This is a genomic window from Paraburkholderia xenovorans (assembly GCF_046030735.1).
In the GTDB taxonomy this organism is placed as follows: Bacteria; Pseudomonadota; Gammaproteobacteria; order Burkholderiales; family Burkholderiaceae; genus Paraburkholderia; species Paraburkholderia xenovorans_A.
The window spans coordinates 1-22,202 of sequence record NZ_JAQQBV010000051.1 but is presented as its reverse complement, the minus strand read 5'-3'; the positions used below and the strand labels follow the sequence as shown (position 1 = coordinate 22,202).

Below are 22,202 nucleotides of genomic sequence, written 5' to 3'. Positions count from 1 at the left end.
ACAAAAACATGACGATCAACACAGATCGTCGAGGAGACATCATGTCGGTCAAACAGTGTCTGGTGCGCATCGGTTGCGCACTGGTTGTCGCGGCACCCGTTCAATACGCGTGTGCTTTCGAGGGCGGCGTGTCGCCCTATCCGGTGAGTGCGACGGGCGAAATCATCGCCGCGCTGCCGCCGGTGCCAGGCCTGTTCGTGCTGCAACAATTCAATTACAGCTCGTCCAGCGGACTCTATGGCAACGATGGTGAGAAGCTGCCAATACCGTTCCATGTTTCGACGGCCGCCTCGGTCACACGTCTGCTCGCGTCGTATCCATTCGAACTGGACGGTGTGCGTTTCTACTCGCAGCTCATCGTGCCGGCCGTTTCGCTCCATTTGACGGTGGCGGGCCAGAGTTCGACGCAGAACGGTTTGTCGAACCTGACCGTCTCGCCGGTCATCATGCAGTGGCATCCGACCCGTGATCTCGCGATTGCAACTGGCCTTGACGTAGCGCTGGAAAGCGGCTCATACAGCGCGTCCAAGGCGAGCGTCGCGGTGGGATACCTGTCGTTGCAACCCGTTTTCGCCGTGCGCTATAGCCAGCCGGATGGCATCGACATAGGTCTTGCGAATCGTGTGCTGATCAACCAGCGCAATCGCGAAACGAATTACACCTCGGGCAATGCGTACGTCGGCGAGTTCGAGGCCGGATGGCATTTCGCGCACTGGAAAGTGGGCGTTGTCGGCGCCTATCTGAATCAATATAGCAACGACGTCGAGAACGGCGCGACGGTGGCCTCGGGGAACCGCGCGCGCAGTTTCGGCATCGGACCGTCCATCGTCTTCGATCCGGGTCCCTTCAAGATCAATCTCAACTATCAGCAAGGTGTGTATGCGGCGAACACCACGAAAAGCAACAACATTTGGCTCAACGTCGTATTTCGTTTGATGTGAAGCGCGCTCATCGAGCGATCAGCGATGGCGAACGCCGCCTCAGCCGCAGCCTCAGTCAAACGCATTCCATTCCAGGTCCACACACACCGGTTTCGGTGGGTGAGATCCGAACCGAGATTTAGCATGCACACCACTGCCATGACACACCCACCGGCCGAAACGACGGGCACGTCTGCCCGGGCCGGTTTCAGCAAGACCGCTTTTATCGCGTTGATGACCGCGCATTGCGCAGGCATGGTCGACGTCGTCGCGCTGCCTGTGTGGGTCGCCACCCTGATCGGCGCCTATCGCCTCGATGCACAGCATGCAGGCGCGCTGCCAGCACTCTTTCTCGCAGGCGTCGTAGCGAGCAGTGCGATTTGCGCGCGGTTGCTCGGGCGTATCTTCATGCGGGCAAGTGCTTCGTGCGGCTTCGCGGTGGCGGCCGTGACATTTTTCTATGCCGGTTCGGCGACGAGCTATTTCGGCATGGCTACGCTTCATCTGCTGGCCGGCCTGGCTATCGGGTGCAGTCTCAGCGTCGCGCACGGCGCCATCGGACGCAGCACGAATCCGCATCGACTCTTTGCCTCTGCGGGTCTGGCGCTCGGCGGCTTCTCGCTCGCATTCCTCGGCTTTACGCCGCGAATGGTTGCAGCCCACGGAGGCGCCGCATTCTTTTCCACCGTAGCGGGAGTCATGGCGTTCGCCGCCGTGGTGTGCGCGCTGGCGTTTCCCACAAGAACACCGCAAGTGGCGCAGCCATCGCGCACGCCGTCAAAGCTCGCGCGGCCGGTATGGTTCGCTGTCGCCGGCGTCGGCTGCATGGCGCTGACTCAAGCGATGCTGGCGAGCTTCGTCGCTCGAATCGGTATCGAACGCGGCTTCGGGGTCGGCGCGGTGGCCTCCGTGCTGTTCGCGCTCGGCGTCACCAACCTGCTGCCGGCGCCCCTTGCAGCGCTCACGCAACGCTGGATAAACGCGCGCGTGGTAGTGCTGATCGGTCCCATTGTGCAAGCGGCGCTTTCGCTGACGATCACATTGAGCAACGGCTTCGCACCTTACGCGATCGCGACCGCGATGTTCCCCGCCGTAATGATCTTCTGCCACACCTATGCATTTGGTTTGCTCGCCGCGCTCGATGACTCCGGCCGCACCACGGCGGCAACGCCCGCGATGGTGATGGCAGGCGCCGCGATCGGCCCGCTGCTGGGCGGGATGCTCGTCGGGCATCTAGGCGACACAAGCCTTGGATTTGCCGCGCTCGGCATCGGCGTCATTGCATGCGTGTGCTTTCTCCAGATTCCTCGCTCCACGCTTTTAACAGGACATACCCCATGAAAATAGCCCGCCAGTTCATCGATTTGTCGATTTATCTCGAGAACGACGTGCTCTCCGACCCGCCGGCGCTCGCGCCGAAGATCACCTATCAGACCCACACCGACACGCTCGGCGAATTCATCGCGATGATGCCGGGGTCACGCGCCGAGGACTATCCCGACGGCGAGGCGGCGGCTGCCGAATGGGTCACGCTGACGACACACAGCGGCACGCACCTCGATGCGCCGTGGCATTTTCACTCGACAATGGACGCACGATTCGGTAAGGCAAAGCCTTCGATCACGATTGACGAAGTGCCTCTCGAGTGGTGCTTTCAGCCGGGTGTGAAGCTTGACTTCCGCTCCTTCGCCGACGGCTATGTCGCGACCGCCGCCGATGTTCAGGCAGAACTCGTGCGTATAGGCTATGAACTACAGCCGCTCGACATCGTTCTGGTCAACACGCGCGCCGGTTCACGCTACGGCCACAACGACTATGTCAATGCCGGCAGCGGGATGGGGCGAGAGGCTACGCTTTATCTGCTCGAACGCGGCGTGCGTCTGACCGGCACAGACGCGTGGAGCTGGGACGCGCCGTTTTCTTATACCGCTCAACGCGTCGCGCAAAGCGGCGATACCTCTCTGATCTGGGAAGGACACAAAGCCGGACGCGAGATCGGCTATTGCCATCTGGAGAAACTGCACAATCTGGAAGCACTGCCGCCGCATGGCTTCATGGTCAGTTGCTTCCCGCACAAGATTCGCAACGCGTCGGCGGGCTGGACGCGTGCAGTCGCGATCATCGACAAGGAGGCGCCATGAAGTTCGCGACGCTACGCGAAGGCGGCCGCGACGGACGGCTGCTGGTCGTCTCGCGCGACTTGTCATGCGCCGTGCCTGCGCACGATATCGCGCCCACACTGCTCAGCGCGATTGAAGCGTGGGACGTGGTCGAGGCGCAACTCAACGCGCGTTACGACGCATTGAACACCGGCAATGCGCGTGGCGCATTTGCGTTCGTCCCGCACGCATGCGCGGCGCCTTTGCCGCGTAGCCCGCAATGGTGCGACGCGTCCGCTTTTCTCAATCATGGGCGTCTGATGGAGCGAGCGTTCGATACCGAGCCGATTCCTGACTTCGAAACAATCCCTGTGATGTATCAGGGAGCAAGCGACGATTTTCTCGGCCCCACCGACGACGTGCGTCTCCCTGATGAAGCATACGGGATCGATTTCGAAGGCGAATTCGGCGTTGTCACGGATGCCGTGGCGATGGGCACCGACGCGCAAACGGCGCTCCGCCAGATTCGCCTGCTCGTGCAACTCAACGACTGGAGCCTGCGCGGACTCGGCCCGCGCGAAATGAAAAGCGGCTTCGGTTTCCTGCAGGCCAAACCGTCCACGAGCTTCGCGCCGGTCGCCGTCACACCCGACGAACTCGGCAGCCACTGGCGCGACGGCCGCGTGCATTTGCGCCTGCACGTCGAGTGGAATGATCGCTGGTTTGGTCATCCTTCTGGAGTGGAAATGAGCTTCGGCTTCGGCGAACTGATTGCCCACGCGGCCCGCACGCGACGCCTCGCGGCGGGAACGATCATCGGCTCCGGAACCGTGTCGAATGCTGACCGCGATGCAGGCTCGGCCTGCATCGCCGAACGCCGGGTGATCGAGTTGCTCGAACGTGGGCGGTTCGAGACTGAGTTCATGCGGTTCGGCGACCGGATCAGACTGATCGCGCGCGACGAGAACGGCAGCGCGCCCTTCGGGGAGATCGATCAGCGCGTGACGCGTGCGTGAGACACGGAGGAATTCAACGCGCGCAATTGCCGCCAGTGTTACCGCGCAATAATAATTGTCGCAAGGTCGTTGGTCGCGCGAGCGCTCAACGACTCATGCATTCGTTATGACTAGAACTTGTGGCGGATGCCCACGATCACAGCAAGCTGGTTCGGCGTCGACGACGGCGAAGCCCCCGCGAGATTCGCGACTGCCCGGGCTCCGGTCGAATCCGTGCCGGCAGCGTGCTGGTAGATTCCCGACGCATACAGATCGGTCCGCTTCGACAGGAAATAATCGATGCCGGTCGTTACCTGTTGATAGATCGCGTCGTTCACCCCATAGCCTTTTGTATAGTCGTACGCGATACCCAATGTGAGCGAGGGCACCAGAAGATAGCTGACGCCCGCTTCGACGTTATGGAACATCGCGGAGCCGCTATACTTCAGCGGGTTCAACGCCGCCTGTGCACCGAGATCCTTGAACTGGGTATTGCTATACGTCACGTTGAACGACGCGTTACCGAACTTGTAGAGACTGCCGAACGTAAAGATCTGCTGCGTCTTCGCGGACGCATAGCCCGAGTACACCCGGCTCGTCATGTTCGAGCCCGTCGCGCTCGACGTTGCGTTGTTGCCGAAGAACGAGAAGTTCGGATCCCGCGCGTTCATGAACGCGGCTGCCATCGAAAGCGGCCCGCGATCGTACGACGCGGCGAGCGTCCAGATCTGGTTCCGGCTGAACTGGCCTGCAACGCCGCCAAGGCTGTACATGCCGCTGAATTTGAATCCGCCGTAGTCGATGCTGCGATATTTGATCGCGCTATTGACGCGCTGGAAACCATTCATGTTGTCGAGGTCGCCGGGGTGGGCTGCATAGAAGGGCGCCCAAAGGCTCGCCGCTTCGAACGGGCCGGTAAAGTCGACGAGGGGATCGTACTGCCGGCCGATCGTCACGGCACCGAACCGGTTCGACGCGATTCCTACTGTCGCTGCGCGTCCGAACTCGTCGCCGCCCTGGCCCAGCGTGCCGTTCATCATATTGAACCCGTTTTGCAGGTTGAACGTCACCTGCGTACCGCCGCCGATGTCCTCCGCGCCGCGCAACCCCCAGCGGCTGCCCTGCATGTTTCCGCTGCTCGTTGAATAGAGCCGCTGGCCATTCGCGTTATTCAGAAACAGAAAACCGCCATCGACGATGCCATACAACGTGACGCTGCTCTGCGCATGTGCCGCGCCCGCGATCGAAGCGAGCGCAGCAAGCGCAAATATCGACTTTTTCATTTCAAATGCCCCGAAAATGTTGAGACGGATCAAGCGGATTCCGATCCGAAGAAAGATGGGTTAATACATTGAATTCAAATTCATGTACTTAGTTAGCCTAATTACATTGTTCGGATTAATCTCCTTGAAAATATCGACCACCCGATCTCGCAGTACGACACGCGATCGGCGACCGGTTTGATGTGACAGACAGTGATTATTAAGTAGTTATACTTATGACAAATTCTGGATCCGACCCATCATTCGGCTATGGATCGACATTTCAATAAACCGTCTTGAATCGCTAGCGCTAGCGTTATCGCTTTAATGTCCAAAGAACGCCGCGCTCACCAGCACGTGCGCCCGTGCTGCAAGGGTGCGATACCGAGATGCCGCGCCACGGTCTGACCCAGGTCCGCGAAGCTGTCGCGAATACCGAGCGAGCGCGCTGCGGGAACGCCTCCGCCGTAGAACAGCAACGGCACGTGTTCCCTCGTGTGATCGTTGCCCGGCCAGCTCGGGTCGCAGCCGTGGTCGGCGCTCAGTGCCAGCAAGTCGTCGCCGCGCAGGCGGGTGGTGAGCGTCGGCAGGAAACGATCGAAAGCCTCGAGCGCGTCGGCATACCCTGCAACGTCGCGGCGATGTCCGTACAACATGTCGAAGTCGACAAGATTCACGAACACGAGGCCGCCATCCGCGCATTCGTCCAGCGCCAGCAGCGTCTCTTCGCACAACGCCGCGTTGCCGTCGCCGGAGCGGTGCTTCGTGATGCCGCGACCGCCGAAAATATCGTGGATCTTGCCAATCGCATGAACCTCGCGCCCGGCCGCGGCCAGCGTGTCGAGCAGCGTCGCCGACGGCGCAGGCGTCGTGTAATCGTGGCGCCCCGCGGTGCGCCGGTACGCGCCCGGTTGTCCGTCGAACGGTCTCGCGATCACTCGAGCAATGCCGATTTCGTCGAAGATACGCTTCGCCGTCGCGCAGATCGCGTACAGCCGGTCCAGCCCGAAGTGCCGTTCATGCACCGCGATTTGGAATACGCTGTCATTGCTCGTGTAGCAGATCGGCAAGCCGGAGCGGACATGCTCGTCACCGTAGCGCTCGATCAGCGTCGTGCCGCTGCCGTGGCAATTCCCGAGGCTGCCATCCAGCTCGCAGGCGTCGTACCAGCGGCGCATCAGATGCTCGGGAAACGTCGGTACGCTCGGGTCGTCGTGCTGCGGAAAGTAGCCCCACTCGAAATCGACCGGACAACCCATCAACTCCCAGTGTCCGCTCGGCGTGTCCTTGGCGCGACTGGATTCGCGTGCCGCACCGAAAGCGCCGAGTGGTTCCGCGCATCGATCGAGACCTGCGGGCCACGCTCCGGACGCGGCCTGAGCGGCTTGCCCGAGTCCGAGCGCGGCAAGCTGCGGCAGGCGCAGCGGCCGGCCTTGGGCCTCGCGCCAGCTCGCGATGTGTCCGAGGGTGTCGGCACCCACGTCGCCGAAATCGGCGGCATCGGGCGTCGCGCCCAATCCAAAGGAATCCAGAACAATCACCACCGCGCGTGCCATTTGTTTATCCCCCAATGCGTTCGATCAACACCGGTGCCGCAGAGCACGCGGCATCGCCGATTTCGATCAGACCGGCGAGCCGTTCGCTGGCCGCTGCAGCAGCCGCGTCATCCGCCGCATGCACGATCGCAAGCGTGTCGCCCATCTCCACGCGCTGTCCGATTGCAACGACCTCCGACAGTCCGACGCGAACGTCGATCGCATCGGCGACATGCCGTCTGCCGCCGCCGAGCTCCACCACCAGCAGGCCGATATCACGCGTCGCGATGCGGGTAATCCAGCCCGCACGGGACGCAAGGGCAGGGCGGCGCACGGGTGCGTCCGGGAGGTGAATCGAAAGCCGTTCCACCAGGTCGGACGGGCCGCCCAGCGCGTGCACCATGCGCGCCCAGGCCTCTGCCGCGCGGCCGTCGCGCAGCACCGCGTCGACATGAGCAAGGGCGGCGTCGAGTGTCGGATCGAGGCGGCCGATGAGCAACAACTCCGCACTGAGCATTCGGGTCGCCTCGAGCAGCCGGGTGTCGCCCGGCGCTCCCGTGAGAATGTCGACGCACTCGCGGACCTCCAGCGCGTTGCCGCAGGTTCGCCCAAGCACCTGATTCATGTCGGTGATCCACGCGCGCGTCGTCAAACCGGCTTCGTCGGCGACGTCGACCAGCGAAGTCGCAAGTTGCCGGGCCGCCGGCAGATCCGCGGCAAAAGCGCCGTTGCCGGTCTTCACGTCCATCACGAGCCCGTCGAGTCCCGCAGCGAGTTTTTTCGACAGGATGCTCGCGGTGATCAGCGGGATCGACTCCACGGTCGCGGTGACATCACGTATCGCATACAGGCGCCGGTCAGCCGGCGCGAGGGCCCCGCTCGCACCGACGATCGCGCAGCCGCTCACGCGCAGCGCATGCGTCAGACGATCGAGATCCGGCGTCAGCTGATAGCCGGGAATGCTGCCCAGTTTGTCGAGCGTGCCGCCCGTATGACCGAGCCCGCGTCCCGAGATCATCGGCACATAGCCGCCACAGGCGGACACGATCGGCGCCAGCATCAGGCTCACCTTGTCGCCTACGCCGCCTGTCGAATGCTTGTCGAGGATCGGTCCGGGCAAATCCGCAACCGACCAGTCCAGCCACTCGCCGGAGCGCGACATCGCGCGGGTCAGCCCGGCGGTTTCCGTGTCCGACATGCCGTTCACGAAGATCGCCATAGCCATCGAAGCGGCCTGCGCGTCGCTCCACGACGAGTCAGCGAGGCCACGCACGAACGTGTCTATCTGTGCGGGACTGAGCGCTCGCCCGTCGCGCTTGATGCGGATGAGTTCCGTTGCCAGCATGGTTCGCCCTCAATACCCGTTGTTTCGCGCGTTTCGGGCTTCCCGGACGACAGTGCGTCCGAGTACGGTTTCGATATCGTCGAGCAGGCTGCTCGCGCCGAGGCGGAAATGATGCGGGTCCGCCGGACCGCGCGCGAGAAGTTGCTGATAGAGCCGGAGATAAACCGACGCGTCAGCCACCGTGCGGATGCCGCCCGACGCCTTGAATCCGACCACACGCCCGTGCCGCGCCGCCTCGGCGATGCAGTCCAGCATCGTGCGCGCAGCACCGGGCGTTGCGGAGACGGCTGTCTTGCCGGTACTCGTTTTCAGCCAGTCGGCGCCCGCCGCGATGCTGATCTCCGAGGCGCGACGGATCAGGTCGTCGCTGCCAAGCACACCGGTTTCCAGAATCACCTTCAGTTGATGTGTGGGGCAGGCCGCGCGAACCTCTGCAAGCAGACCCATCACATGCGCTTCGTCGCGCGCGAGCATCGTCGCAATTGGCAGCACCACGTCGATCTCCTGCGCGCCGCCGGCGACAATCGCCACGGTATCTCGCACCGCTCGCGCGATGTCGGCGCTCCCATCGGGGAAATTCGCGACGGCGGCCACGGCGATGTGAGCGGGGAGCAAGCCGCGCGCATCAGCCGCGAAACGAGGCCACACGCATACGGCCGCGACCGGCCCGCACGGTCCTTGTGCCCGTTCGCAAAGCCGCTGGATGTCCGCGACGGTGTCGGTTTCGTTGAGGCTGGTCAAGTCGAGGCACGACAACGCGATGCGCGCCGTGGCCTGCAAGTCGTCTTCGTTCTGCACGTGTCGTTCTCCGGAGGGCTGCGCCCTCGCTGAATGGTTGGCCGGGTTGCGCACGCCTGGCCGCTCCCGATGAGTCCGGCGGCACGCCGCGCAACGGTTGGCTGCTAAAGATGTTCCGGGCCGAAACTGCGCGGCAGCAATTGCTCGAGCGTGAACGTCTCGCGCAGCGACTCGTCATCGCCGACCAGAATCTGCAAGTTCGCCGTCGCGAACTCACGCAGCTTCTGTCTGCATCCGCCGCACGGCGTGATCGATATCGGACCTTTGCCGACGATCGCCACCGCAACGACCCGCTTGCCACCCGCCAGCACCATCGCGCTGAGCGCGCCGGCTTCCGCGCACATCCCTTCCGGATAGGCCGCATTCTCGACGTTGCAGCCGCTATGAATTCGCAGATTCTCGTCCAGCACGGCGGCGCCTACCGCAAACAGCGAATACGGTGCATACGCACGCTTCTGCGCTTCGCGCGCCGCCTCGATCAGCTTTGCGCGGAGCGCGTCGGTCAGCACTCCGTCGTGTTCAATTACATCGCTCGACATTGCGTTTCCTCATGTTGATGAAGCCGGCGCACCCCACGCGCGCGACGGCGCTTGAGACGCGTCGCCCGGCTCGGCTGTCGGCCTGGATTCGGACCGGGTGAGATCCGCGAGTCCATTGACGAGACGCGGCACGGCGTCGAGCAGCTTGCGTGTGTATCCATGCGTGGGTGCATCAAAAATCTGGTTGCGCTCGCCCGCTTCGACGATTTCGCCGCCGTGCATCACCACGACCCTGTCTGCGATCTGCTCGACGACTCCGAGATCGTGGCTGATGAACAGGCACGAAAACTCGTAGCGCGATTGCAGACTCGCAAACAGTTCGAGGACCTGAGCGCGCACCGTCACGTCGAGCGCGGACACGGGCTCGTCCGCGACGATCAACGCCGGACGGCGCACGACCGCTCTCGCGATCGCGACGCGCTGCCGCTGTCCACCCGACAGTTCATGCGGATAACGCCCGGCCAGGCGCACGTCCAGCCCGACTTCTTCGAGCGTCGCGAGCGCGAGTTCACGTTTGCGAGCGGGCGACAGGTTCGGCTTCCCACGCAGCGCTTCCTCGACGAGGGCGCCGACCTTCATTCGCGGATCGAGCGACGAGGCCGGATCCTGGAACACCATCTGGCATTCGTCGCGATAGCGCGACCATCCTGGCGCGCCACGCACGACCGGCCGCCCTTCGAACAGCAACATACCCTGCGTGGGCTCGAGCAAGCCGACGACCGTTCGGCCGAGCGTCGTCTTGCCGGAACCGGACGCGCCGACGACGGCCACCACTTCGCCCGCACCGATAGTCAGATTGACGTGGTTCAGTGCGCGCTTGCCGGTGGCTGCGGTGAACAGGCCGCGGCGCCCCGGGTAATCGATCGACAGATCGCGGACCTCGAACAACGGCGGCTTCGACGACTTCGGCCGCACCGGGCCCCGCTGCGGCATCGACGCCAGCAGCTTGCGCGTATAGGCTTCGGCGGGCGAACGCAGCAGCGCAGCGGTCGCGTTCTGTTCGACGATCCGGCCGCGATGCATGACCACGGTCCGATCCGTGTAGCGCGCCACCATCGGCAGATCGTGGCTGATCAACAGGACCGCGGTGCCGTATTCGCGTGTCAGGTGCAGCATCAGTTCGAGTACGTCCTTCTGCACGATCGCATCGAGTGCGGTGGTCGGTTCGTCGGCGATCAGCAGCGCGGGGCGCAACAACATCGCGGCGGCGAGCATGATCCGCTGGCGCATGCCGCCCGAAAAATGATGCGCGTAGGCGCCGAGCGCCGAAGCCGGCGAATCGATACTGACGCGCGTCAGCATGTCGAGAATCCTGTCGCGCCGCTGCACCCGCGTGAGCGACGTGTGAAGCGCGAGCCCCTCGTCGAGTTGCCGGCCGATCGTCATCGACGGATCCAGCGAGGTCATCGGCTCCTGGAACACCATGCCGATGCGCGCACCGCGCAGCGCGCGCAACCGGGCCGGCGTCAGTTGCGTAAGCTCATTTCCTTCGAAGCGGATCGAGCCGCCGGTTCGCCGCACCGAAGGCGGCATCAGGTCGAACAGCGAGCGTGCGGCCAGCGTCTTGCCGCTGCCCGACTCGCCGACGATCCCGACGATTTCACCCGCTTCCACGGAGAAGCCTACGTCGTGAACGAGACGGGTGCCGTCCGCGAGTTCCAGATTCAGGTCGCTGACCTGCAGCAAAGGCGTGCTCGCCATCATGAACCTCGCATATGGGGGTCGAGCCGGTCGCGCACTGCATCGCCGAGCAGATTGATGCCGAGCAGTGTCAGCGAAATGCACAGCCCCGGAAGCAGCGCGAGCCACACCGAGTGAGCAATGAAGGGCCGGCTCGCGGCCAGCATGTTGCCCCAGGTCGGCGCCGGCGGCGGCACGCCGAGTCCGAGGAAGCTCAGCGAACTTTCGGCGAGCACCGCCCAGCCGAACATCGACGTAGTGAGGACGATCAACGGCGCGAGGCAATTGGGCAGTATGTGGCGGCAGATCGTGTACAACTCGCCGTTGCCCATGATCCGCGAGGCTGCGACGAAATCCCGCTCGCGCAGCGACAGCACGGCACCGCGCACGATCCGTGCGACCGACGGCGCATACGCGAGGCCGAGCGCCAGCACGATGCCGCGTTCGCTCGCGCCGACAATCGACAACAACCCGAGCGCGAGCAAGATGCCGGGAAAGGCGAGCAGTACGTCGTTGAAGGTCATCAACACGCGATCGGTCCAGCCACGCAGATAGCCGGCCGCGGCGCCGACCATCACGCCGAGCAGCAGCGCCGACACGACCGACAGCAGGCTCACGCGCAGGCTGGTGGTCGCGCCCGCCATCAGCCTGCTGAGCACATCGCGGCCGAATTCGTCGGTACCCAGCCAGTGCGCGAGGCCGGGCGCTGCGAGCCGGTCGGTATAGCCGATCGCGAGCGGATCGAACGGCGTCCAGAACGGGGCGATCAGTCCCGCGACGACCACGATCCCGGTAAGGGTCGCGCCGATCGCACCGTTGCTATTGAGGCGTTTCATAGTGCACTCATCCGTGGATCGAACAGGGGATACAGCAGGTCGACGACGAGGTTGATGACGAGGTACGCGAACACGATCACCAGCAGGCATCCCTGCACGACCGGGTAGTCGCGGCTGAGGATCGAATCGACGAGCAGGCGCCCGAGCCCGGGAATGGTGAACACCGTTTCGACGACAGCAATGCCGCCGAGCAGGTTGCCCAGCATCAAGCCGATCAGCGTCCACGTCGGACCGAACGCGTTCCTGAATACATGGCGCCGCAATATCGCCCATTCGGACAGACCTTTTGCGCGAGCGTGAGTGATGTACTCGAGGCGCAGCACGTCGAGCGCGCTGGCTCGGGACATGTGGACCACGATGCCGATTTCGTTCAGCACCAGCGTCGCCAACGGCAGCACGAGATAGAGCAGGGCCGCGCGGGTGTCCTCCGCAAACGACACATAGCCGACGACCGGCAGCCAGCCGAGCTTCAGTCCAAATACATACAGCAGCATCAGGCCGAGCCAGAAGCCGGGGATCGACAACAACACTGTCGCCGTGCCGACGGTCGCGAGATCGAGCTTGCCGTTCTGACGCCACGCCGCGACGATGCCGGCCGGCACGGCGATCGCCGCCGCCAGACTCACCGCGACCACGACGAGACGCGCGCTGACCTCGAAACGATCGATCACGAGCGCCAGCACCGGTTCGCCGGTCCGGATCGACACGCCGAGATCGCCGTGCAGCGCGCGGCCTGCCCACCGCAGAAACTGGCTCGGCAGGCTCAGATCGAGACCGAGCGCATGACGCAACTCGGCAAGGCTTGCCGGATCGGCCTGATCGCCGAGCATCACGGCCGCCGGATCGCCCGGAATCAGGCGGATCATCGCGAATACCGCGAGTGCGCTAAGCAGCAGCGTCGGCACCGCCGCGAACAATCTGTTCAATACGAGTCGGACCATGATCGGCACGCTCCCAAAAGTTCATCCGATGAACCGCGTCAACCGGCAACGCGCATGTTCCAGAGCCGCGGCTTGCCTTCCCAGGGAACGAAGCCGCTCACGCGCCGGTTGTATCCCCAGATCGTGAGGCCGTTGTAGAGCGGCACCAGCGGAACGTCGTCGAGCAACATCTTGTGCAGCGAATCGAAGAGCTTGCCGCGCTGCGCCGGGTCGGACGTCTGCTCGGCTTGCGCGATCAATGCCAGCGCCTGCGGATCGTCCCAGACCTTGCGGGAATCACGCGACTTGTCGCCGGAGAACTGCTCGTAGCTCAACGCTGGGTCCAGCCTCGCCGAGTACGAAAACGACATCATCTGATAGTTGCCGGAGTTGTAGCGGTCCAGTTGTGTCGCCCAGTCGAGCACGTCGATCTGGACGTTGACGCCGATCGCCTGAAGCATCGCCTGGGTGACCAGCGCGACCTGGAAGCTGGGCATCGGCGAGCGCTTGTTGGCGATCAGCCGGATCGTCTGGCCGCGATAACGGCTTGCCGCAACGAGTGCCTTCGCGGCGGCGAGATCCGTGCTGAAACCGCGCCGTTGCACCGCATCCATGTAGACCGAGCGTTCGAACACCGCCGAATTGTTCGGGCGGGAAAGACCGTCGCTGGCCACGTCGACCAGTTCCTTGTAGTTGAGCGCGGCGGCGATCGCCTGGCGGAATTTCTTGTCCGAGAACAACGGGTCGCGAGTCTGGAACAGCAACGCGTTCTTCGACGAATCGGATATCGCCGCGACCGCGAGCCCCGGCGTCCCCTTGACCTCCGCGACATCGGACGACAGCAGTTGCGCGATATCGATCGACCGGGTTTCGAGGCCGAGCTTCAACGTCGCGGGGTCGGGAACGACCGTGAACTGGATCTGGTCGACGTAGGGCGTTTTCAGTCCGACGTAGCCGTCCGGCTGGGATCCCGGCGGCGAGCGATAGCCGGCGAAGCGCGCGAGCGTCACGCTGCGTCCCGGTTTCCACTCGATCAGCTGATACGGGCCGGTGCCGATCGGACGATCCCACGATCCGTCCGCCTTGACGGACGCCCGACTGACGATTGCCGTCATGCCGCAATCGGTGCGGGCGAGGGTATCCAGGAACATCGCGTCCGGATGGTCCAGATGCATGATCACCGTGCGCGCATCCGGCGCTGTCACGGAAGTCACGGTCAGCCCGTTTCGCCCGTCGAATTCCGGCTTGCATCGCCACGCGGTTTTCGGATCCATGTAGCGATGCCAGTTCCACAAGACATCGTCGGACGTCAGCTTCGCGCCGTTCTGGAACGTCACGCCGTCACGCAGCACGAACGTATAGGTGAGTCCGTCGGACGACGCGCTGACGCTTTTCGCGAGCAGCGGCTTGACGTCGCCACCTTCGCCGTAGCCGACGAGTCCTTCGACGACGTTGAGGATCACGCCGTCCGTGTTGTCGTCCCGATTTACGCCGGGATTCGTGCTGCGGATGTCGGCCGTGAGTCCTACCACGACGCGCGTCGCGGCGAGCGCCGGCGTACTGATCGCGAACGCGCACAGCGTCGCCACGAAAATTCGATGTCCCATCGCCGGCCTCCTAGCTGTGCGTCGGAAATTGTGCGCATGGCGATGCATCCGCCGCAGCACGAAGCCGCGCAAGCTCGGCGGCGAAAAACTGTTTCGTATGGCTAATCATTGGAACAGGATCGTGGCCGACGCCGTCGAGCACTTCATGCGTGACGCTGAGCCCTGCTGCGAGCAGCGACGCACGAAGCCTCTCCAGCCGTTCCGGGCGAGTCCTGCCGGCGCTGTTTGCGCCCGGCATCCAGTTGCGGCCGCCTTCGACGTGGGTGATTTCATCGGTGTCTACATCCTGCGCGCCCACCAGCGTCTGGACCGGCACCCGGGCAAGCGCCGCGCGGTTCAGTGCGAGGCCGAAGCGGGATTCGACGTCCCGCGTGCCGACCCACCAGTCGCTGACATCGTCGACAAGCGTCACCGAACCCGGCGCACAAATCGACGCCGCCCAGAGCCATTCGGGCCGCAGCAGCATGAACCGGTTGACGAACTGCGCACCGCCCGAAAATCCGAACAGCGCGAATCGGTCGAAACGCAGGTCGTAGCGGGAGGATACGTCGGCGACCATGCCGAGCAGCACCTCGTCGTACCGGATGCCCGGTTCGCTGAGGTACTTGTAGCCGTCCGCATTGTGGTCGCCTTGCACGCCGACCGGAAAGAGGGGACTGAGGATCAACGCGTTTTCGGAAGCGCCGAAATCCTGGAACCTGTCGCGGAAATCCATAAAGGTCCGCGGACTGCCGTGAACGACCACCACCAGTTCCGGCTTGACCGCGCTTAGCTGAAAGTTCGGCGGAACATACAGGCAATAGGAGAAACTGGGATGTTGCGACGCCGTATAGACGGTCGTCTGACCAAGGTCATACAGACCGAAACGCTTTACTGGTGGGTGCCCCAAGGGATTGCCTCCGTTCGCTGGAACCAAAGTCCGGTTTTTATGATCCAAAATGTGATCCAATAATATTGGCAACATTTTTCCGGCGCAAGTCATTTCAAAAATAGGTTTCGCAGTCGTAGACCTGCTGGTCCGCTAGCGCGAATTGAGTCCGGCGTGACTCGGGAGGCGAGACGCGTCGGCAGTGAGTTTCGGCGATCTGGGTTTTCGGCGACCCGTCGATGAGTGGCCAGTTCGGTATATGCTTTCGTAGCTAAAACGGTGAGACCAGCAACGATGGAAAAGAGAAGGGCAAAGGGCGGTGACACGGTGGCCGAGGCCATCATGGCGGATATCAAATCCGGCCACTTCGGCAACGGCACATGGCTTAAACAGGTGGATCTGGAAGGGCGCTACCAATGCACCCGGGCGGACGTTCGCCGGGCACTGGAAGCACTGGCGGTGAAAGGATCGGTTCAGCGGATTCCGGACCGGGGGTTCTACGTATCAGTCGTCGACGAGGCACGCCACAAGGAACTGGTCGAGGTTCGGGTGATTCTGGAGACGTCGGCCGCACCTAGTATTGTCGAACGGGCGACGGAAGCAGACATCGCGCATCTGACTGAACTGGCGGAAGCATTCTTGCAGTCGACACGACATGGCACCGCGGCCGAAAAGTACGAAACCAATCGGGCGTTTCATATTTTCATGACCCGTCTGTGCGCGAACCGCGAACTGGCCAATCTGGCCGTCGAGGTACGCGGCCATATTCCTGCCACGCCGATCAGCCAATGGCACTCGCAGGCGCGTCTCGAGCAGTCCGCTTCCGAGCATTTCCACATGATCGACGCCATAGCGAATCGACGGGTGGAGGCGCTTCAGGAACTGCTTCGTTTGCACATCCTGCAACCTGATGTGTAGCGGGAGTTAACAGGAGGCCGCCGGACGCGCGCATGCTCGTGGTGAGCATGCCGCTATGGATGCGATCCACCGGTTGCGACGCAAGCCGGGAATCGCGAAGGAATAGCTTCGATTACTGCGACGGCTCTTCGGAGTTTTCAGGGCCGGCGGTCCATGCCGCGCCCAGTGCAGCGACGGCTCCAACTGTCCAAAGTACAGAGGATGCCGTGCCAAGGTTGGCTGCCTTGTTGCTGTCGTTACCGGCCGATGCATTTGCCGCTGCGACAGCCAGTCCGGCGGCCGCAATGTTCGCCACGCCACTCGCTCCCTGCATGAGTCGGTTCGTGACGTTACGACCGCTGTCACTCGCCGCACGCATGACGGCAGCCGTTCCATTCGCTGCCCACGACCCTGCGGAGCTATACGCAACAATGCTTTGGCTCGTGCCTGAAACAAATGGTGCTGCGGCGCTGAGTGTGCCGGCAGCGGCGCCTAGCAGGTTAGCTCCCGTTGCCCAGGCGTTGTGCGGCAAATTCCCAAGCTGACTGACGCCGGCACCGCCAGCCCAGAAGACTCCGCTTAACGCTCCCGTTACCTTCTCGGCCACGGGAGCGGCAGATAACCTGGACGTTGCGAGGGAAAGCCCTGAAGCAACGGCGTCTACCAGAGGCGCACCGTATGCGCTGGCCTTTTGTAAAGCTGTGGGTGCGCGGGTGCGGCCAGGCGCGGATTCGATATCCAGTCGGACCATACCCGTCCGGCGAATCGACGAGACGCGGGAAGGGGACGACGTAGATGCGCTCCTTGCCGGAAGTCCGGCGAGGGGCCCGGAAATTCCGCGCGGAGCAACGGGCGCAGGAGAGCCGTGTGCCGGCGTTGAGCGGCTCGGCTCATTCGGAGTCTGATTCACGTCTACGTCGAGACGGGGCGTATTTCTTTCGATCCGCGGCGGAATATTCATGACAGGTTCTTCGCAACTCAATACGCGGTAGCTTGCAGAGAAGGCGGTAAATGTCTCGAATAACTTCTGTCTGCCGCCGTAAATATCTTGTACCGATTTCTCCGGAAGCGACGACTTTGTGTGATCTTCATACGGCTGCAATCACAGCCGTGCTATGTTCTTGGCCGTTTGTCCATATCACGCGCAATGAACCGTCCAAGCTCATCCATAAAGCGTCGCTGTTTCGTCTCGCTGGTCGCAATCCTGTGCCTCCTGATCCTGATGATCGTTGCAGCGGGAATCGCGGGCTGGATCAACTTGCGCGGCAGCCTCGCACAACTCGACGGCACGCATGCATCGGCCGCGACATCGGCACTCCATGCGCCGGTCAGCATCGAGCGCGATAGTCTCGGCGTGCCGACCGTCAAAGGCAGCACGCGCGATGACGTCGCGTTTGGCACCGGCTTCGTGCAAGCGCAAGATCGCTACTTCCAGATGGATTTGCTGCGTCGCGTCGCCGCTGGCGAAATGTCGGAGCTGATCGGTTCCGCTGCGCTCGAACTGGATCGACGCAACCGGCCGCATCGATTTCGCGAACGGGCGCGCAACGCGTTCGAAGCACTGCCGGCACCCCAGCAGGCATTGATTGAACGCTACACGGCGGGCGTCAATGACGGGCTTGCGGCGCTGGCTTCGCGCCCGTTCGAATACTGGGTGCTGCGCACGCGACCCGCGCCATGGCGTCCGGAAGACACGCTGCTGGCCGTGTACGCAATGTACTTCGACCTGCAGTCCGACGAAGTTCGCCATATCCTGTCGCGCGCTGCGTTGCGCGAACGCGTGCCGGCGGACCTGTTCGCATTCCTGCTGCCCGCAACGAGCCACTGGGATGCACCGTTCGATAGCGCCGCGCCGTCGTCCATCGAACCATCACCCCCGCCGCCCGCAACGCGCCCGGACTGGCTGGGCGCACCGAAAGACACGCAGCACAGCAGCATCACCCTCACGGATTCGATGATCGGCAGCAACGGTTGGGCAGTCGATGCCGCCCACAGCGCGCACGGCGGCGCGATACTCGCGAGCGACATGCACCTGGGGCTTTCGCTGCCGAACATCTGGTACAGGATGTCGCTGACATGGCCAGCGGCCGATGGCCAGTCGCGCCGCATCACAGGCGTTACCCTCCCAGGTGCGCCGCTTGTGATCGCCGGGAGCAATGAACGGATCGCGTGGGGATTCACGAACAGCTACGGGCGTTTCATCGATCTGATCGCGTTGCAGCGCAATCCCGCCGATCCGCTGGAATATCGCGTTGCCGACGGCAAGTGGGCGCGTGCGACCGTCGTGCATGAGCGCATTCTGGTGAAGGGCGGCGCGCCCGTGGACTTGCCCGTCATCGAGACGCAATGGGGTCCGCAAATCATCGGCGGCGCAGACAAGAAGGCCTATGCGATGCGCTGGACCGCGCACGATCCCGAAGCCGTCAACCTGAATCTCCAGCAACTGGAAGACGCCGCTAATGTCGCGGACGCACTCCACGCCGCGCAAATAAGCGGTATTCCCACGCAGAATTTCATGGTCGCGGATTCGCGCGGCGAGATCGGCTGGACGCTTGCCGGGCTGCTGCCCAAACGCAGTGCCGCGACAGACCCGTCCACGGGACCGCTCAGCGAGCTGCCGTTCGATTCGACGACGTACCGCGGATGGCAAGGTTATCTCGCGCCCGACGCCTACCCGTCGCGTATCGACCCGCCGCTCGGGCGGCTCTGGAGCGCGAACAACCGCACCTTGCCGCTCGATCAGGCCGCCATTGCGGGCGACGCCGGGGCCGATCTCGGCGCGCGTGCATCGCAGATTCGCGACGACCTGTTCGCGTTGCCGCACGCAAAGGAAAGCGACATGCTCGCGATCCAGACCGACGACCGCGCGCGATGGATCGAGAACTGGCGCGGGCTCGCTCTCGCGGCGCTCGACACCGACGCGCTGAATCATCACCCGCGACGCGCGGAATTCCGAAAGCAGATCGAGACATGGAACGGCCGTGCGGACGCCGATGGCTCCGGTTACCGCCTCGTGCGCGCCTTCTATTTCTCGCTCTACGATGCCTGGTTCGGAAAGCTCGATACGGAACTCGCCGCGACCGGTCCGCAACTCGGCTATCGCGCCGCGAATACGCGTTATGACGCCGTGATGGAAACGCTCGCCGCGAATCGTGCATGGGTGCCGGATGGTTTTGCGAACTGGCGCGCCTTCATGCTCGACCGAATCGATCACGCGATCGCCCAATTGCCGCCGGACACCCCTATCGCCGATGCCACGTGGGGGGAGCGCAATCGCGCAGCTATCGAGCATCCGTTCGCACGGCTCGTGCCGTCGTGGCTTCCGTGGGTGCGCGGCTGGCTCGGGGCACCGCACGACGCTATGTCGGGCGACTTCAATATGCCGAGGGTGCAGGCGCCGTCATTTGGCGCATCGGAGCGGATGATCGTGTCGCCGGGACGCGAACGGGACGGCATCTTCGAGATGCCCGGCGGCCAGTCGGGCAATCCGCTGTCGCCTTATTTTCTGGCCGGACATGATGCATGGGTGCGCGGCGAGGCGACATCGTTCATGCCGGGTGAAAGCGTGCATCGGCTGGAACTGGTTCGGTGATGGCAATGGCGGTTGCCGTCACTTGGGATATGTCGCGTATTCCGGGAAACGAAAAATGTGCACGGCATCCCGCAACATGGAAGCCGCAGTGGGTGTGGGCTCCCGTTCCCAGAGTTTGTGGCAACTGATTCCGTAAATATCGGAGTGTGCCAGCAGGTAATGTACTGCTTTGCCCAATGCGCCGAAGAGGTGCTTAAGCGAAGCATTTCGGCTTCTTCATCTGCGCCAGCAAGCGTGAGCCGTTACTGTCGACGCAACTTCCTTCGCCCTTTCGCCTCCGCCATCACCAATTCCCGCACGTCCAGCACGTAGTCGCGTGATCCGGCCAGCCGCTCCACGCTGAGGTCGATAAAAGCCCGGACCCGCGAAGGTTGTGCTGGCCGGCTTCCGTAATAGAGGTAGACGCTCATGTGATCGGTGGCGTGCGCCGCGAGCAGCGGCACCAGGCGTCCCGCGCGAATCAGCGGGGCCGCCGACAGCCCCGACAACAGCCCGATTACCTGACCCGAGAGAACGGCCTCGGTCTCCAGTTGCGCGTCGTTGGTCGACAAGACCGGCGGCAGATCATGGCGGATCACCTCATCGTCGACGCGCAACAGCCAGGGCAGCACGCGGCCACTGCCGGGATGCCGGAATACGCTGCAACGATGCGAGGCCAGTTGCTCGATGGAATTCGGAGCGCCATGTTTGGCGAGGTAAGCCGGCGCGGCACAGACGATCAGTTGCAGCGCAAACAGACGCCGTGCGCTGAGTTCGTCCTGCAGCGTCGCACCGATGCGAAAACCGATATCGGCTCGATCCTGTACCCAGTTGCCGATGCGATCGTCGAGTTTGATGTCCGGCTGGACTTCGGGATGACGTCGGCAGAACTCGTCGACCAGCGGCCAGAGCACCGGCAGGAACGAGTACTTCGGTGCGACGATGCGCAGCGGTCCGGCGATCTCGTCCTTCGCGATCCGCACGCGATCGATGGCGCGTTCCAGCGCCACCAGCGCCGGCTGCGTAGCTTCGAGAAATTGCTGGCCTTCGTGTGTGAGCGCGATGCTGCGTGTCGTGCGATGCAGCAGGCGCACGCCTAGCCGCTTCTCAAGCGCCGCGAGGGCCTGGCTGGCGGCCTGCGGGCTGATGCCCTGGGCGGCTGCGGCGCGCCGGATGCTGCCGAGTTCTATAGCCTTGGTGAAGATTTCAATCGCGCGAACGTCGCTGATGGACACGATGCCTCCCGAAAATTGCGAGCGTTCAGTATCAACCTGAACTTGCTATTGGAGCAAGCTGGAAACAGCTACTGGATTGATAGTTGACTGCCTAGAATCTGCCGACATCACTCAACACAACCAGGGAGAACTCGATGAGCGACAACATCGAAGGTAAGGTTATTGTCATCACTGGCGCCAGCAGTGGCCTTGGCCTGGCGGCCGCACGTTTCCTCGCCGCGCGGGGTGCGCGCGTGGTGCTCGGCGCGCGGCGCATCGATCGTCTGCGGCAGGTGGTCGAGGAAATCAACCGGCAGGCGCCACGCGCGCTGGCGATTGCCATGGACGTGACCGTGCGCGACCAGGTTGTACAACTCGTCGACAGGGCGGTGCAGGGTTTCGGTCGTGTCGACGTCATCATCAACAATGCGGGGCTCATGTCGCTCGCGCCGCTGGAGCGCCTCAAGGTCGACGACTGGGACCGCATGATCGACGTGAATCTGAAGGGCGTGCTCTACGGTGTCGCGGCGGCTTTGCCGCACATGCAGCGCCAGATGTCAGGGCATATCGTCAACGTATCGTCGGTGGCGGGCCATAAGCTGATGCTTAACGGGGCTGTTTACAGCGCGACCAAGCACGCGGTGAGGGCAGTGTCGGAGGGGCTGAGGCAGGAGGTCAAGCCGTGGAATATCCGCACCACGGTGATCTCGCCAGGTGCCGTGGACACCGAACTACCGGGCGGTGTGAGCGAACCGGATATTGCACAAGGTCTCAGCGCTTTCTATGAGGCAAACGCCATTTCGGCAGACTCTTTTGCGCGCTCCGTTGCATTCGCGATCAATCAACCTGAGGACATGGACGTGAACGAGATTCTGTATCGACCGACGCGCCAGGTTCCTTAAGAGGGCGAGTGCTCGATTTCGGACCATGATTGGGCATAGGGCCTCGTCGACGCGAGGCTTTCGTGGTCTGCACTCAACGTCGGCGGCCGAAAATACCTCCATGCGAAAGCGGCGTACTTCGAAACGACACCTGATTCGGCCGGCGTGTTGGTCACAGGTAGCGTGAATCCGAACCGGTCCACATGGATCGGGGGCGCTGGCGCTAACGTGGAAG

General features: G+C 63.2%; 18 protein-coding genes. 7 read left to right on the top strand and 11 right to left on the bottom strand.

All coding sequences use genetic code 11. The features are described from left to right. The first annotated feature begins 41 nt into the window (after window positions 1–41). From PQQ51_RS31500 to PQQ51_RS31485, 4 genes are all read left to right on the top strand, one after another. On the top strand, window positions 42–941 hold the full coding sequence (locus PQQ51_RS31500) for a SphA family protein (protein WP_408501107.1): 900 nt from the start codon (window positions 42–44) through the stop codon (window positions 939–941). A 123-nt stretch (window positions 942–1,064) separates the two neighbouring features. After that, window positions 1,065–2,261, top strand: a complete 1,197-nt coding sequence (locus PQQ51_RS31495; protein ID WP_408501106.1) for an MFS transporter — start codon at window positions 1,065–1,067, stop codon at window positions 2,259–2,261. Beyond that, the gene (locus PQQ51_RS31490; RefSeq protein WP_408501105.1) at window positions 2,258–3,061 is read left to right on the top strand and encodes a cyclase family protein; all 804 of its coding nucleotides are present in this window, start codon (window positions 2,258–2,260) and stop codon (window positions 3,059–3,061) included. The genes PQQ51_RS31495 and PQQ51_RS31490 overlap by 4 nt, the downstream gene beginning before the upstream one ends. Continuing rightward, window positions 3,058–4,035 (top strand): fumarylacetoacetate hydrolase family protein, encoded by a 978-nt coding sequence (locus PQQ51_RS31485; protein ID WP_408501104.1) that lies wholly within the window; start codon window positions 3,058–3,060, stop codon window positions 4,033–4,035. Before PQQ51_RS31490 ends, PQQ51_RS31485 begins: the two co-directional genes overlap by 4 nt. Before the next feature lie 110 nt (window positions 4,036–4,145). On the opposite strand, the gene PQQ51_RS31480 is transcribed toward PQQ51_RS31485, so the two are convergent. The 10 genes from PQQ51_RS31480 to PQQ51_RS31435 all read right to left on the bottom strand — a co-directional run bounded on the left by PQQ51_RS31480 (window position 4,146) and on the right by PQQ51_RS31435 (window position 15,473). Continuing rightward, on the bottom strand, window positions 4,146–5,297 hold the full coding sequence (locus tag PQQ51_RS31480) for a porin (protein WP_408501103.1): 1,152 nt from the start codon (window positions 5,295–5,297) through the stop codon (window positions 4,146–4,148). Window positions 5,298–5,623: 326 nt separating this feature from the next. Continuing rightward, a complete protein-coding gene (locus tag PQQ51_RS31475) occupies window positions 5,624–6,832 on the bottom strand; it encodes a phosphopentomutase (protein ID WP_408501102.1) in 1,209 nt (402 codons plus the stop codon). A 4-nt stretch (window positions 6,833–6,836) separates the two neighbouring features. Beyond that, window positions 6,837–8,156 carry a thymidine phosphorylase gene (gene deoA / locus PQQ51_RS31470; protein ID WP_408501101.1) on the bottom strand — a complete coding sequence of 440 codons (1,320 nt, stop codon included), beginning with the start codon at window positions 8,154–8,156 and terminating at the stop codon, window positions 6,837–6,839. A gap of 9 nt (window positions 8,157–8,165) precedes the next feature. Further along, the gene (deoC, locus tag PQQ51_RS31465) at window positions 8,166–8,954 is read right to left on the bottom strand and encodes a deoxyribose-phosphate aldolase (protein ID WP_408501100.1); all 789 of its coding nucleotides are present in this window, start codon (window positions 8,952–8,954) and stop codon (window positions 8,166–8,168) included. 104 nt (window positions 8,955–9,058) lie between these two features. Next, window positions 9,059–9,493, bottom strand: coding sequence for a cytidine deaminase (locus PQQ51_RS31460; protein WP_408501099.1), 435 nt, complete (start codon window positions 9,491–9,493; stop codon window positions 9,059–9,061). 9 nt (window positions 9,494–9,502) lie between these two features. Beyond that, a complete protein-coding gene (locus PQQ51_RS31455) occupies window positions 9,503–11,194 on the bottom strand; it encodes a dipeptide ABC transporter ATP-binding protein (protein WP_408501122.1) in 1,692 nt (563 codons plus the stop codon). Beyond that, window positions 11,194–12,009: an ABC transporter permease gene (locus tag PQQ51_RS31450; RefSeq protein WP_408501098.1), complete on the bottom strand. Its 816-nt coding sequence runs from the start codon at window positions 12,007–12,009 to the stop codon at window positions 11,194–11,196. Before PQQ51_RS31450 ends, PQQ51_RS31455 begins: the two co-directional genes overlap by 1 nt. Next, window positions 12,006–12,950 (bottom strand): ABC transporter permease, encoded by a 945-nt coding sequence (locus tag PQQ51_RS31445; RefSeq protein ID WP_408501097.1) that lies wholly within the window; start codon window positions 12,948–12,950, stop codon window positions 12,006–12,008. The genes PQQ51_RS31450 and PQQ51_RS31445 overlap by 4 nt, the downstream gene beginning before the upstream one ends. A 38-nt stretch (window positions 12,951–12,988) precedes the next feature. Further along, complete coding sequence (locus PQQ51_RS31440; protein WP_408501096.1) at window positions 12,989–14,536, bottom strand: ABC transporter substrate-binding protein; 1,548 nt, start codon at window positions 14,534–14,536, stop codon at window positions 12,989–12,991. Between the two features lie 10 nt (window positions 14,537–14,546). Further along, window positions 14,547–15,473, bottom strand: a complete 927-nt coding sequence (locus PQQ51_RS31435; protein ID WP_408501095.1) for an alpha/beta hydrolase — start codon at window positions 15,471–15,473, stop codon at window positions 14,547–14,549. A 225-nt stretch (window positions 15,474–15,698) separates the two neighbouring features. Here PQQ51_RS31435 and PQQ51_RS31430 point away from each other — a divergent pair, with 225 nt between their 5' ends. Beyond that, window positions 15,699–16,322 carry a GntR family transcriptional regulator gene (locus PQQ51_RS31430; RefSeq protein ID WP_408501094.1) on the top strand — a complete coding sequence of 208 codons (624 nt, stop codon included), beginning with the start codon at window positions 15,699–15,701 and terminating at the stop codon, window positions 16,320–16,322. Window positions 16,323–17,448: 1,126 nt separating this feature from the next. Then, on the top strand, window positions 17,449–19,893 hold the full coding sequence (locus tag PQQ51_RS31425) for a penicillin acylase family protein (RefSeq protein WP_459252355.1): 2,445 nt from the start codon (window positions 17,449–17,451) through the stop codon (window positions 19,891–19,893). A gap of 242 nt (window positions 19,894–20,135) precedes the next feature. On the opposite strand, the gene PQQ51_RS31420 is transcribed toward PQQ51_RS31425, so the two are convergent. Beyond that, window positions 20,136–21,107 (bottom strand): LysR family transcriptional regulator, encoded by a 972-nt coding sequence (locus PQQ51_RS31420; protein ID WP_408501092.1) that lies wholly within the window; start codon window positions 21,105–21,107, stop codon window positions 20,136–20,138. A gap of 134 nt (window positions 21,108–21,241) precedes the next feature. On the opposite strand from PQQ51_RS31420, the gene PQQ51_RS31415 reads away from it, so the two are divergent. Continuing rightward, window positions 21,242–21,988 (top strand): SDR family oxidoreductase, encoded by a 747-nt coding sequence (locus tag PQQ51_RS31415; protein WP_408501091.1) that lies wholly within the window; start codon window positions 21,242–21,244, stop codon window positions 21,986–21,988. The last annotated feature ends 214 nt before the right edge of the window (window positions 21,989–22,202 follow it).

What these genes read in the sequence shown, in the direction of transcription:
- PQQ51_RS31500 (WP_408501107.1), top strand. Translation starts at nt 42, where the DNA reads ATGTCGGTCAAACAGTGTCTGGTGCGCATCGGTTGCGCACTGGTTGTC.
- PQQ51_RS31495 (WP_408501106.1), top strand. Translation starts at nt 1,065, where the DNA reads ATGCACACCACTGCCATGACACACCCACCGGCCGAAACGACGGGCACG.
- PQQ51_RS31490 (WP_408501105.1), top strand. Translation starts at nt 2,258, where the DNA reads ATGAAAATAGCCCGCCAGTTCATCGATTTGTCGATTTATCTCGAGAAC.
- PQQ51_RS31485 (WP_408501104.1), top strand. Translation starts at nt 3,058, where the DNA reads ATGAAGTTCGCGACGCTACGCGAAGGCGGCCGCGACGGACGGCTGCTG.
- PQQ51_RS31480 (WP_408501103.1), bottom strand. Translation starts at nt 5,297, where the DNA reads ATGAAAAAGTCGATATTTGCGCTTGCTGCGCTCGCTTCGATCGCGGGC.
- PQQ51_RS31475 (WP_408501102.1), bottom strand. Translation starts at nt 6,832, where the DNA reads ATGGCACGCGCGGTGGTGATTGTTCTGGATTCCTTTGGATTGGGCGCG.
- deoA (WP_408501101.1), bottom strand. Translation starts at nt 8,156, where the DNA reads ATGCTGGCAACGGAACTCATCCGCATCAAGCGCGACGGGCGAGCGCTC.
- PQQ51_RS31460 (WP_408501099.1), bottom strand. Translation starts at nt 9,493, where the DNA reads ATGTCGAGCGATGTAATTGAACACGACGGAGTGCTGACCGACGCGCTC.
- PQQ51_RS31455 (WP_408501122.1), bottom strand. Translation starts at nt 11,194, where the DNA reads ATGGCGAGCACGCCTTTGCTGCAGGTCAGCGACCTGAATCTGGAACTC.
- PQQ51_RS31450 (WP_408501098.1), bottom strand. Translation starts at nt 12,009, where the DNA reads ATGAAACGCCTCAATAGCAACGGTGCGATCGGCGCGACCCTTACCGGG.
- PQQ51_RS31445 (WP_408501097.1), bottom strand. Translation starts at nt 12,950, where the DNA reads ATGGTCCGACTCGTATTGAACAGATTGTTCGCGGCGGTGCCGACGCTG.
- PQQ51_RS31440 (WP_408501096.1), bottom strand. Translation starts at nt 14,536, where the DNA reads ATGGGACATCGAATTTTCGTGGCGACGCTGTGCGCGTTCGCGATCAGT.
- PQQ51_RS31430 (WP_408501094.1), top strand. Translation starts at nt 15,699, where the DNA reads ATGGAAAAGAGAAGGGCAAAGGGCGGTGACACGGTGGCCGAGGCCATC.
- PQQ51_RS31425 (WP_459252355.1), top strand. Translation starts at nt 17,449, where the DNA reads ATGAACCGTCCAAGCTCATCCATAAAGCGTCGCTGTTTCGTCTCGCTG.
- PQQ51_RS31415 (WP_408501091.1), top strand. Translation starts at nt 21,242, where the DNA reads ATGAGCGACAACATCGAAGGTAAGGTTATTGTCATCACTGGCGCCAGC.